Origin of the sequence: Streptomyces inhibens, assembly GCF_003389455.1 — a bacterium.
GTDB lineage: Bacteria > Actinomycetota > Actinomycetes > Streptomycetales > Streptomycetaceae > Streptomyces > Streptomyces inhibens.
This window is the reverse complement of record NZ_QUAC01000079.1, coordinates 12,825-24,361: the sequence shown is the minus strand read 5'-3', so window position 1 is coordinate 24,361 and position 11,537 is coordinate 12,825. Positions and strand designations below refer to the sequence as shown.

At 72.6% G+C, this 11,537-nt stretch carries 12 protein-coding genes; 9 read left to right on the top strand and 3 right to left on the bottom strand.

Annotated elements, in window-relative coordinates; all coding sequences use genetic code 11:
* Nucleotides 1–37: 37 nt before the first annotated feature.
* Together DY245_RS11420 and DY245_RS11415 are read right to left on the bottom strand one after the other, a co-directional pair.
* A complete protein-coding gene (locus DY245_RS11420) occupies nucleotides 38–1,018 on the bottom strand; it encodes a hypothetical protein (protein WP_425329369.1) in 981 nt (326 codons plus the stop codon).
* 266 nt (nucleotides 1,019–1,284) lie between these two features.
* On the bottom strand, nucleotides 1,285–2,940 hold the full coding sequence (locus DY245_RS11415; protein WP_128506279.1) for an FAD-binding dehydrogenase: 1,656 nt from the start codon (nucleotides 2,938–2,940) through the stop codon (nucleotides 1,285–1,287).
* A 211-nt stretch (nucleotides 2,941–3,151) separates the two neighbouring features.
* Between DY245_RS11415 and DY245_RS11410 the strand changes: the two genes are divergently transcribed.
* The 9 genes from DY245_RS11410 (at nucleotide 3,152) to DY245_RS11370 (ending at nucleotide 10,736) form a co-directional block, all read left to right on the top strand.
* Nucleotides 3,152–4,045: a DMT family transporter gene (locus DY245_RS11410; protein ID WP_181923623.1), complete on the top strand. Its 894-nt coding sequence runs from the start codon at nucleotides 3,152–3,154 to the stop codon at nucleotides 4,043–4,045.
* Between the two features lie 216 nt (nucleotides 4,046–4,261).
* Nucleotides 4,262–4,951, top strand: coding sequence for a TetR family transcriptional regulator (locus DY245_RS11405; RefSeq protein WP_128506275.1), 690 nt, complete (start codon nucleotides 4,262–4,264; stop codon nucleotides 4,949–4,951).
* Nucleotides 4,951–5,760, top strand: a complete 810-nt coding sequence (locus DY245_RS11400; RefSeq protein WP_128506273.1) for a glucose 1-dehydrogenase — start codon at nucleotides 4,951–4,953, stop codon at nucleotides 5,758–5,760. The genes DY245_RS11405 and DY245_RS11400 overlap by 1 nt, the downstream gene beginning before the upstream one ends.
* A gap of 58 nt (nucleotides 5,761–5,818) precedes the next feature.
* Nucleotides 5,819–6,352: an NUDIX domain-containing protein gene (locus DY245_RS11395; RefSeq protein WP_128506271.1), complete on the top strand. Its 534-nt coding sequence runs from the start codon at nucleotides 5,819–5,821 to the stop codon at nucleotides 6,350–6,352.
* A gap of 43 nt (nucleotides 6,353–6,395) precedes the next feature.
* Nucleotides 6,396–6,806, top strand: a complete 411-nt coding sequence (locus tag DY245_RS11390; protein WP_128506269.1) for a YidH family protein — start codon at nucleotides 6,396–6,398, stop codon at nucleotides 6,804–6,806.
* A gap of 3 nt (nucleotides 6,807–6,809) precedes the next feature.
* The gene (locus tag DY245_RS11385) at nucleotides 6,810–7,172 is read left to right on the top strand and encodes a DUF202 domain-containing protein (protein WP_128506267.1); all 363 of its coding nucleotides are present in this window, start codon (nucleotides 6,810–6,812) and stop codon (nucleotides 7,170–7,172) included.
* A 116-nt stretch (nucleotides 7,173–7,288) separates the two neighbouring features.
* Nucleotides 7,289–8,269, top strand: coding sequence for an MBL fold metallo-hydrolase (locus tag DY245_RS11380; protein ID WP_128506265.1), 981 nt, complete (start codon nucleotides 7,289–7,291; stop codon nucleotides 8,267–8,269).
* Between the two features lie 156 nt (nucleotides 8,270–8,425).
* The gene (locus DY245_RS11375) at nucleotides 8,426–9,478 is read left to right on the top strand and encodes a phosphotransferase family protein (RefSeq protein ID WP_128506263.1); all 1,053 of its coding nucleotides are present in this window, start codon (nucleotides 8,426–8,428) and stop codon (nucleotides 9,476–9,478) included.
* Nucleotides 9,479–9,485: 7 nt separating this feature from the next.
* Nucleotides 9,486–10,736, top strand: coding sequence for an acyl-CoA dehydrogenase family protein (locus DY245_RS11370; RefSeq protein WP_128506261.1), 1,251 nt, complete (start codon nucleotides 9,486–9,488; stop codon nucleotides 10,734–10,736).
* A 163-nt stretch (nucleotides 10,737–10,899) separates the two neighbouring features.
* Here the strand turns inward: DY245_RS11370 and DY245_RS11365 are convergent, their stop codons facing one another.
* The gene (locus tag DY245_RS11365; RefSeq protein WP_238571947.1) at nucleotides 10,900–11,478 is read right to left on the bottom strand and encodes a class I SAM-dependent methyltransferase; all 579 of its coding nucleotides are present in this window, start codon (nucleotides 11,476–11,478) and stop codon (nucleotides 10,900–10,902) included.
* Nucleotides 11,479–11,537: the final 59 nt, after the last annotated feature.

The window sequence follows — 11,537 nt, the reverse complement described above, 5'->3', positions numbered from 1 at the left end:
AACCGCCGAGGGACGCAGAAGAGCAGGACAGACGGCGTCAGCGGTCGCCGTGGGCGCAGGCCCGGCGGAGTGCGGTCTCGCGCGCGGCCCGGAACGCGCCTTCGGCGTCGCGGCCCGCGTACGACCAGGGCGCGGGCGTACGGTGCGGGCCGATCCGCTGGAAGAGGGCGGCGGCCTCGGCCATCCTCCCCTCGTGGAACGTGGCGTGGGCGAGGAAGTTGAGATCGATCTTGCCGCGCGGATGGTCCTCGCCCTCCCACTCCAGCCACCAGTCGAAGGCGGCCTGCAGGACCTGCCGGGCGTGCCGGGTGGACCAGTGTCCACAGTCCGCGGGGTCGGGCGGCGCAAGGCCCGCGGCGGCCCGTACGCGATAGCGCTCGGCGTGCGCGACGACGGGGAGCAGGGCCAGCGGGGAGTCGGCGGGGGCGCGTGCCGCGGCCCGCGCGGCGAAGTCGTGGACCGGGTGCGCCGGGCCGTCGGTGCCGCCCGGTCGGTGGTCGGCGAGGCAGGCCGTCATCAGATGGTGGGCGTGGTGGTGGTCGGGGTGGCGGGCCCGTATCTGCTCGAAGGCGTGTGCGCTCTCGTCCGCGGTGCCCGTGCGGCGGGCGAGGATCAGCGCGCCGAGCCAGGGGGTGGGGTCGTCGGGCAGCATCCGGGCGGCGGTCGCACAGGCCTTGGCGGCGGTCCCGTGGCCGCTCGCGCCCCGGAGGGCGAGCCGGACGGTGGCGACGGCCAGGAGGGTGGCGGCGTCACCGCTGTCCGGTTCGGCGAGCTGCCAGTCGCCGGCCCAGGCGGCGCTGCCGGGGCAGGTGGCCAGAACGGTTAATCGGTGTCCGCGCAGATCCCAGTCCTCGCCGGTCTCGGCGAGCAGCGTACGCACCCGGGCCCATTGGCCCAGCGCCAGCGCATCGGCGGCGATGGCCAGTTCGGTGTCGCCCAGGGCCGGGGCGAGGGCCGGGGCGCCCGGGCGGCGGGCGCGTACGAGGGGTGGCGGTGGCGAAGGAGAGAGCGAAATCACGGGTCAGGGGCTCCATGGCGCGCCGCGCCGGCCGGGCACCGCACTGTGTCGTCCTCAGCGTGGTGGTGCCGGATCTGCGCGCGCCTGTACAGAGGGTGACGGTCTGGTCCGCACCAGTCATCACGCACAGCAAAGCGGTACGCAGAGCTCCGCGTCAAGACAGGAAAGGGAATGGCCGGATCCGCCAACTCACCTTCCGGATAACGGCCTTGCACGGCCGCCTGCCGGAACCCGGCCGTGGCACGGACCGCCCCCGGGCCCGCCCGTCAGGACACCGCCCTGGCCGCCGCCCGCCCCGCCGTACGCCCGGAGAACAGGCAGCCGCCGAGGAAGGTGCCCTCCAGCGAGCGGTAACCGTGCACCCCGCCACCGCCGAACCCCGCCGCCTCCCCTGCCGCGTACACGCCGGGCAGCGGCTCGCCGCCGTCGGTCAGCACCCGCGAGGAGAGGTCGGTCTCCAGCCCGCCGAGCGTCTTACGGGTGAGGATGTTCAGCCGTACGGCGATCAGCGGGCCGGCCTTGGGGTCCATCAGACGGTGCGGGGCCGCGGTGCGGATCAGCCGGTCGCCGAGGTACTTGCGGGTCCCGCGCAGGGCCGTCACCTGGAGGTCCTTGGTGAACGCGTTGGTCATCTCGCGGTCCCGCGCCACGATCTCGTCGCGCAGCGCCGCCTCGTCGATCAGCGGCTTCCCGGTCAGCTTGTTCATCCGCCGCACCAGATCGGTCAGCGAACGCTCGACGATGAAGTCCGCGCCATGATCCATGAACGCCTGCACCGGACCCGGCGCACCGGCCCTGGCCCGGCCCAGTACCTGGCGGATGCTCTTTCCGGTCAGATCGGGGTTCTGCTCGGAGCCGGAGAGCGTGAACTCCTTCTCGATGATCTTCTGGGTGAGTACGAACCAGGTGTGGTCATGGCCGGTCCGCATGATGTGTTCAAGGGTGCCGAGGGTGTCGAAGCCGGGGAACAGCGGCACCGGCAGCCGCTTGCCGCGGGCGTCCAGCCACAGCGGGGACGGGCCGGACAGGATCCGGATGCCGTGCAGCGGCCAGATGGGGTTCCAGTTGTCGATGCCTTCGGTGTAGTGCCACATCCGGTCGCGGTTGATGATCCGGCCGCCGGCCGCCTCGGCGATGCCCAGCATCTTGCCGTCCACATGCGCCGGCACGCCGGACAGCATCCGCTTCGGGGGCCTGCCCAGCCGCTTCGGCCAGTTGGCGCGCACCAGATCGTGATTGCCGCCGATGCCGCCCGAGGTGACGATCACGGCCTGCGCCCTGAGCTCGAAGGCGCCGGTCACCTCGCGGCTGCTGGGCCTGCCGCGCGGGGCGTCCGAGGGCTCCAGAATCTCGCCGCTGACCGTGTCCACGCTCCCCGCGCTGCGGCTCAGCCCGGTGACACGGTGCCGGAAGCGCAGCTCCACCAGGCCGCGGGCCACCCCGGCCCGCACCCGTCGCTCGAACGGTGCCACCAGCCCGGGGCCGGTCCCCCAGGTGATGTGGAAGCGGGGGACAGAGTTGCCGTGCCCGGTCGCGTCATAGCCGCCGCGCTCGGCCCAGCCGACGACGGGGAACAGCCGTACGCCCTGCCGGTGCAGCCAGGACCGCTTCTCCCCGGCCGCGAAGTCGACATAGGCCTCGGCCCACTTGCGCGGCCAGTGGTCCTCGGGCCGGTCGAAGCCGGCCGTGCCCAGCCAGTCCTGCCAGGCCAGCCCATGGCTGTCACGGATCCGCAGCCGGCGCTGTTCGGGGGAGTCCACCAGGAAGAGGCCGCCGAAGGACCAGTGGGCCTGTCCGCCGAAGGACTGCTCGGGCTCCTGGTCGAGAAGGATCACCTTGCGTCCGGCGTCCACCAGCTCCGCGGTGGCCGCCAGGCCCGCAAGCCCCGCCCCGATCACGATCACATCAGCGTCGTACGCCATCTCTGCATCTCCTCACCGGGCACGCCGGGCGCCCCAGCCGCCGTGGTGGAACGATCCTCAGCGCCCCCGACTTCCGCGTCAACCGTTCGGTTACCGCGCAGTACACGAGGACGCGCGGGAGAATGGTGGGTGACCAGCGCCACCCCACTCCCGCCGCCGGATGGCTATCCTCAAGCGCATCCCCCGCCCCGCGCGATACGAGGTGTGCGACGTGACGGTGATACTGCTCGCCCTTGGAGCGGCCTGCTGTCTGGGACTCGGCTTCGTGTTTCAGCAGGCCGCGGCGCAGCACGCTCCGATGAAGGACTTCCTCTCCCTGCGTCTGCTGCTCGATCTGGTGCGGATGCCGCTGTGGGTGGCCGGTATCGGTCTGATGGTGGTGGGGATGGCGCTCGGCGCGGTGGCGCTGGGGATGGGCGACATCACTCTCGTGGAGCCACTGCTGGCGACCAATCTGCTCTTCGCGATGGCGCTGTCGCGGCGGCTGACCCGGCAACGGCTCGGCCGCAGCGGCTGGGCCGGACTGTGGCTGCTGGCGGGCGGGGTCACGGCCTTCATCGTGGCCGGCCGTCCGCAGGGCGGGCGCAGCAGCGGTGACCATATGTGGCAGTGGCTGATCATGGGCATGGTGCTGGGCGTCGCCCTGCTGCTGGCGGCCGTCGCCAAGCGGGAGCGGGTGCATGTGAGCCTGGAGGCGGCGCTGCTGGGGGTCGCGGCGGGCCTGATATACGGGCTGCAGGACGCGCTGACCCGGATCAGCGGTGAACGCTTCGGACACGGCGGCTGGTCCGCCCTGCTCACCAGCTGGCAGCCGTACGCCATCGTCGTGCTCGGTGTGCTGGCGCTGGTGATGGTGCAGAGCGCCTTCGAGTCGGCGCCGCTGCGGCTGTCGCTGCCCGCGCTGACCGCCGCTCAGCCACTGGCCGGGATCCTCTGCGGAGTGGGCTTCCTCGGCGACCAGCTCCGGGTGACGCCGGGGGCGCTGGCGTGGGAGGTGATCGGCATCGTGGCGGTCGTCGCGGGCATCGTGCTGATCGGCAGCCATCCGGCGATGCCGCCGGGGGCCGGCCGGACCGAGAACGCACGGGAGCTACAGCCGCGCTGAGGCCGCTGGGGGCACGGCCGGCTGCCCACTTCCCCGTACGCCCCGGGGGCCACTTCCCCGTACGCCCCGGGGGGGGGCCGCTTCCCCGTCCGGCCCTGAGCCGCTCCCCCGTACGGCCCTGGGACCACTCCGCCGTACGGGCCTTTCTGCGGTCCCGGTTCTCGGGTGGCGAATCGGCCTCGCTTTTTAATAATGGCCAGCATTAAAGTGGTTGCCATGGCCAGGACATCAGGACCCGAGACCCGGGAGAAGCTGATCCGCGCCGCCGAGGAGATCTTCGCGGCGCAGGGCGTGGACGGCGCCCAGACCCGCGACATCGTCCGGCGGGCCGGGCAGAGCAACCCCTCGGCCGTGCAGTACCACTTCGGCTCCCGCGCCGGTCTGCTGGACGCCGTGATGGCGGGCCGGCTGGCGCGTACGGAGGCCGCCCTGGCGCCGCTGCTGGAGGCCGCGGAGGCCACCGCGGCGCTCCGGGAGCCGCTGCCGGAGACCACCGCGCCGGCCCTCAGGGAGCTGATCGGCGCCCTGGTCACCGCGGAGGCCACCGAGCTGCGCGACGACCGGGGGCGGCGCTGTCTGCGGATCTCCGCGCAGCTCAGCCACGAGAGCGGGGTGCGCACCCGGATCCCGCATCCGACGCTGGCCGGCACCGCCTGCTGGCGGCTGATCGGCCGGGTCGAGGACGCCCTCACCGAGGCCGGGCTGCCCGAGGCGCTGCGTCTGGAGCGGCTGGATCTCGCGCTGACGCTCATCGGCGCGGCGCTGGCCGACCGGGCCAGGCACCACCTCGACGGCGTCGCACCCCTCACCGGCGAGGAGCTGTTCCTCGCCGATCTCACCGGGACCACAGTGGCGTTCCTGCTCGCCGCCGCCCCGAGCCCCGCCCCCGATCCAAGGAGTTCCTGATGAGCGATTCCCCCTTGCCCCCCTCGGCCCCCGCGAACCACCCGGCACCGGCGAGCCTGGCCGGCAAGACCGTCATCATCACCGGCGGCGCCCGCGGGCTGGGCGCCGCGGCCGCCGGGCAGGCCGTCGCCGGCGCCCGTGTCGTCCTCACCGACGTCCTCCAGGAGGAGGGCACGGCGACCGCGGCCGCCCTCGGGGAGCGGGCCCGCTTCCTGGCCCACGACGTGACCTCCGAGGAGGACTGGCAGCGGGTCGCGGACTTCACGGTGGCGGAGTTCGGCGGGATCGACGGACTGGTCAACAACGCCGGGATATCCGCCGGACAGCCGCTGGCGACGGCCTCCGTCGACTTCTTCCGCAAGGTCATCGAGGTGAATCTGACCGGTGTCTTCATCGGGATGAAGACCGTGATCCCCGCGATGAAGGAGCGCGGCGCGGGCTCGATCGTGAACATCTCGTCGGCGGCCGGGCTGATGGGCCTGGCGCTGACCGGCGGTTACGGCGCCTCCAAGTGGGGCGTACGCGGGCTGACCAAGATCGGCGCGGTGGAGCTGGGCACCGACCGGATCCGGGTGAACTCCGTGCACCCCGGCATGACCTACACCCCGATGACCGCGCAGGTCGGCATCCGGCAGGGCGAGGGCAACTACCCCAACACCCCGATGGGCCGGGTCGGCGAGGCGCACGAGATCGCCGGTTCCGTGGTCTTCCTGCTCTCCGACGCCGCGTCCTACGTCACCGGTGCCGAACTGGCGGTGGACGGCGGCTGGACCACCGGACCGACGGTCGAGTACGTCATGGGGCAGTGAGCGGCGGGGCCCGCGCCCCGGCGGGTGCGGCCCCGGCTCCTGGTGGTTGCATGGCCCCATGACCGATCAGCAACCGCTCAACGCGGACGAGATCCTCGACGTCGTCGATGAGAACGATCAGGTCGTGGGGCAGGCCCCCCGCGGCGAGGCCTACGCCCGCAGAATGCGCACCCGGGCCAGCTTCGTCCTGGTCCGGGACGACCGGGACCGGATCTTCGTCCACCGCCGCACACCGCAGAAGCTCGTCTTCCCCTCCCACTACGACATGTTCGTGGGCGGGGTGGTCGGCGCCGGCGAGAGCTATGACGCGGCGGCGCTGCGCGAGGCGGAGGAAGAGCTGGGTGTGCAGGGGCTGGCGCAGCCGGAACCCCTGTTCAAGTTCCTCTACGAGACGGCCGAGCACACCTGGTGGTCCGCGGTCTACCAGGTGCGCTGCACACTGCCGGTCGCCCCTCAGGAGTCGGAGATCGAGTGGCATGCCTTCGTGACCGAGGAGGAGCTGGCCCGGCGGCTCGACGAGTGGTCGTGGACGCCGGACGGGCTCGCCGCGTACCGGGAGCTGCTCGCCCGGCGGGAGCCGGAGGACGCCTGATGCGAACGGGGTACGGGACAGGCCCGACGGTAGGGTTTCGGCCATGATCCTCACCGACGGACTGCGGTCGATCGGCGCGGCCGTACGGCTGTGGTTCTCGCCCGCGCGGGTCCGCGAGGAGGGCGCGACGCCCGACTACCGCTTCTCGCTCGCCAATGAGCGCACCTTCCTCGCCTGGCTGCGCACCGGACTGGCGCTGGTCGGCGGCGGATTCGCGGTGGACCAGTTCCTGCCCCGGCTGCACGAGGGGCTGCGGGTGACCTTCACCCTCGTCCTGCTGGCGGGCGGGGCGCTGTGTACGCTGCGGGCGGTCAACCACTGGGTGCGCTGCGAGCGTGCGATGCGGCGCGGCGAGGATCTGCCGGTCTCCCGCTTCCCCACGGCGCTGGCGCTGGCCGTCGCGGTGCTGGCGGTGGCGGTGGTCGTGCTGGTGCTGCTGGGCCGGACCGACTAGCCGATGGCGGGCGGAGCGCGGCCGGACGTGCCGGGGCCTCGACCGGCCCTCGACCGGGACCCCGGGCTGCAGCCGGAGCGGACCAGGCTGGCCTGGCGGCGTACGACGCTGTCCGCCACGGCGATGGCGGCGCTGGCCGGCCGGCAGCTGCTGGAGAGCGATGCGCCCGGGGCGGTGGAGGCGGTTCTGGCGGTGCTGATGGGGCTGCTGTGGCTCGCCTTCGTGACCCTCGCACACCGCCGGATGCGCGCGATGACCGCCGGCCGCCCGCCGGGGCTGCCCCCGCGGACCGCGCTGCTCCTGGTCGCCTGCACCCTGGCACTGGCGCTGTGCGGCGTGGTGATCCTGGTCCGGCCGGGTCACTGAGGACGGAGCCCGGGCCACGGGGGTACCGTGACGCGACCTCGCGGTGCCGGAGCTCAGCCAACCCCCGGCACGGCAGCGGGGAGTGACGGACCATCGGACGAGGGGACACACTCGGCATGGGCGACGACGCGGCGGCACGGGCCACGACAGCAGGGACGACGTCGGCGGGGACCGCCGCCTCCGGGCCGCCCGTCCCCGAGCCCTATCTCACCGAACTCGCCGCCGGGGTCCAGGCGTTCATCCAGCCGGACGGCGGCTGGTGTCTGAACAACGCGGGGTTCGTCACCGACGGCGACGCCACCCTCGTCGTCGACACCGCCGCCACCGAGCGCCGGGCCCGTCTGCTGCGCCGCCGGATCGCCGAGAGCGGCGCGCCGGCGCCCCGCACGGTGGTCAACACCCACCACCACGGCGACCACACCTACGGCAACGGCGTCTTCGCCCCCGAGGCGACGATCATCGGGCATACCGCCTGCCGCCGCGAGCTGCTGGCCGCCGGGCATCAACTGCATGCGATGTGGCCGCAGGTGGAGTACGGCGACATCCGCCTCACCCCGCCGGAGCTCACCTACACCGACGAGCTGACCCTGCACATCGGCGATATCAAGGTCCGGCTGATCCACCCGGGCGTGGCGCACACCACCGGCGACACCATCGTCTGGCTGCCCCGGCAGCGCATCGTCTTCACCGGGGACCTGGTCTTCCACGGCGGCACACCGTTCGTCTTCATGGGGTCGCTGTCCGGATCGCTGCGCGCCATCGAGGTGCTGCGCTCGCTGGACGCGGTCACCGTCGTCCCCGGGCACGGTCCGGTGACCGGCCCCGAGGTGTACGACGGCATCGAGCGCTATCTGCGCCATGTCGTCCGGCTGGCGCAGGAGGGCCGGGCGGCCGGCCGTACGCCGCTGGAGGTGGCCCAGGAGGCGGGTCCGGGCCCGTTCGCCGAGCTGGCCGAGAGCGAGCGGCTGGTGGCGAATCTGCATCGGGCGTACGCGGAGCTGGACGGTGCCGCGCCGGGCGCACCGCTCGACCCGGTGGCCGGATTCGGCGATATGACGGTGCTGAACGGTGGGGTCCCGATGGCCTGTCACGCCTGAGCCATGGCCCGGGGCCCGGCCGGCCGCCGGTCAGCGGTACGGCGGAAATGCGTCGCGTGACCGACGCCCCACGCACCGGCACTGGACTCCATACCGACTAGTCGGCATGATCGGTGCAGCGACCGATGGACCGTCCACTCCGTACGGAGGAGCACGATGAGCAAGGGCACCCCTCCCCCTCAGGCACCGGACCGGGAGGACCCTCCCGGCCTCGACCTGGAGAGATTGCGCGAGCATCTGGACCGGGAGCGGCCGGGGCTGGCCGGCGGCCCGCTGCGGGCGCAGCTGATCGAGGGCGGGCGGTCCAACCTCACCTACCGCGTCACCGACGGCGCCGCCTCCTGGGTCGTACGCCGGCCGCCGCTCGGCCATGTGCTGGCCACCGCGCACGACATGCGGCGCGAGCACCGCGTCATCAGCGCGCTGCACGAGACGCCGGTGCCGGTGCCCGAGGCGCTGCTGCTGTGCGAGGACGAGTCGGTGATCGGCGCGCCCTTCTATGTGATGGAGCTGGTGGAGGGCGTGCCGTACCGGACGGCCGGCCAGCTCGCCCCGCTCGGGCCCGAGCGCACCCGCGCCGTGGTCCTGTCCCTGGTCGACACGCTCGTGGAGCTGCACGCCGTGGACCCGGAGGCGGTCGGGCTCGGCGACTTCGGCCGCCCGGACGGCTTTCTGGAGCGCCAACTGCGGCGCTGGGGCAAGCAGTTGAGCGCCTCGAAGAACCGTGAGCTGCCGGGGATCGACGAGCTGCACGAGGCGCTGGGCCGGGCGCTGCCCGCCTCGCCCGCGCCGACCGTCGTGCACGGCGACTTCCGGCTCGACAACGTCCTGGTCGGCGCGGACGACACCATCAACGCCGTACTGGACTGGGAGATGTCCACCCTCGGCGATCCGCTGACCGACCTCGGTCTGCTGGTGATGTACAGCTCCGACCTGGGCCTGCCCGAGTCACCCGTCAGCACCACCAGTGGCGCCGCCGGCCACCCCTCGCCGGCCGAGCTGATCGAGCGCTATGCCGCGCGCTCGGGCCGGGACACCTCCGCCATCGCCTGGTACACGGCGTTCGCCTGGTTCAAGCTCGCCGTGATCCTGGAGGGCATCCACTACCGCTTCACGCTCGGCCAGACCGTCGGCGCGGGGTTCGACCGGATCGGCGAGCTCGTCCCCGTCTTCATCGGCCACGGACTCACCACCCTCAAGGAAGGCTGAGGCACCCATGGACTTCGCATACGACGCCCGTACCGAGGAGCTGCGCGAGAAGCTCCTGACGTTCATGGACGAGCATGTCCATCCGGCCGAGCAGACCGCCCATGAGCAGCGGGCCGCGCTCGCCTCGCCGTGGGACACCCCGGCGATCGTCGAGGAGCTGAAGGCCGAGGCCCGCAAGCAGGGGCTGTGGAACCTCTTCCTCCCCGATGCGGAGCACGGCGCGGGGCTGACGAACCTCCAGTACGCGCCGCTGGCCGAAATCACCGGCCGCAGCCCGCAGTTGGCGCCCACCGCGCTGAACTGCGCGGCGCCGGACACCGGCAACATGGAGGTGCTGGCGCAGTTCGGCAACGAGGCGCAGAAGAAGCAGTGGCTGGAGCCGCTGCTGGCGGGCGAGATCCGGTCGGCGTTCGCGATGACCGAGCCGGAGGTGGCCTCGTCGGACGCCACCAACATCGAGACGCATATCGCCCGCGATGATGGGGGCACCTCCCGCTCGAGCGGAGCCGAGAGCGGGGGAGACTACGTCATCAACGGACGTAAGTGGTACATCTCCGGGGCGATGAACCCGCTGTGCCAGATCTTCATCGTGATGGGCAAGACCGACCCCGACGGCCCGGACCTGCGCCGCCAGCAGTCGATGATCCTGGTGCCGCGCGACACCCCCGGCGTCGAGATCAAGCGCGCCATGCAGGTCTACGGCTACGAGGACCACTACCACGGCGGCCACGCCGAGGTGCTCTTCCACGATGTACGGGTGCCGGCGGGCAATCTGATCGGCGAGGAGGGCGGCGGCTTCGGCATCGCCCAGGCCCGGCTCGGCCCCGGCCGGATCCACCACTGCATGCGGCTGATCGGGATGGCCGAGCGCGCCATCGAGCTGATGTGCCGCCGCGCGGTGACCCGTACGGCGTTCGGCAAGCCGCTGGCCCAGCAGGGCGTGGTCCAGGAGTGGATCGCGGACGCCCGGGTGGCGGTGGAGCAGCTGCGGCTGCTGGTGCTCAAGACCGCCTGGCTGATGGACACCGTCGGCAACAAGGGCGCGCACACCGAGATCCAGGCCATCAAGATCGCCACCCCGCGCACGGTCGTGGACATCCTCGACAAGGCGGTGCAGCTGCACGGCGCGGGCGGCGTCAGCCAGGACTTCCCGCTGGCGGAGCTGTGGGCCGGGGCGCGCACCCTCCAGCTGGCGGACGGCCCGGACGAGGTGCACCAGCGGTCGCTGGCGCGCCGTGAGCTGAAGCGCTACCTCTAGGACGTGCCCGACGGCCGGAGCCGGACCCGGCCGGCCGCCGTCGACGGAACCCGGGCGCCGGCACCCGGATCAAGGGTGCGGCGCCCGGGACCGTACGGGCGAGGCGGTGACGCCCGGCCTGCCGAGCGCAGGAGGGCGTCGCCCGGTGGGCGTGAGCGCGATCTCACGCCGGGTGAACGGGGGCGCTGACCGGCGCCAGGTGATGCACCCGGGCCGGCGGCAGGTTGCCCAGCACCAGTTCCGTACGGAAGGTGTGCCGGTCCAATATCCGGCGCAGGGTGTTCTGCCCGTCGAGGACATGTTCACGAGCCGCTCGCCCGGTGAACGTGCGGCGCATCCTCGCCCCTCCCACATAGCCGAAGAAGGACAGGGTGCCGCCGGGCTTGAGGGCCCCGAGCAGCCGGTCGAAGATGTCCGCGGTCGTCGGGGCGTCGAAGTTCGCGAACGGCAGACCGCAGACGATCGTGTCGTAGGTGCCGAGGTCATGTTCCTGCACCAGGCCGGTGCGGAACTGGAGCCGCGGGTCGCTGCCGTAGGCCCCGTGCAGCAGGTCGACGAAGCGCGGATTGGCCTCGACCAGGTCGAGGGTGTCCAGCCGGCCGAGCGAGCCGGCGATATGGCGGGTCACCGCCCCGGTGCCCGGCCCCACCTCAAGGACCGCGCGGGCGCTGCCGGGGCTGGGGATCACATAGCGGGTGAGGGCCCTGCCGAGCCGGGAGCCACTGGGAGCGATCGCCCCCACCTCCCGGCGCGTCCGTGCGTACTCCCGGAGAAACAGGGTTACTTCAGGCAAAGGGCACC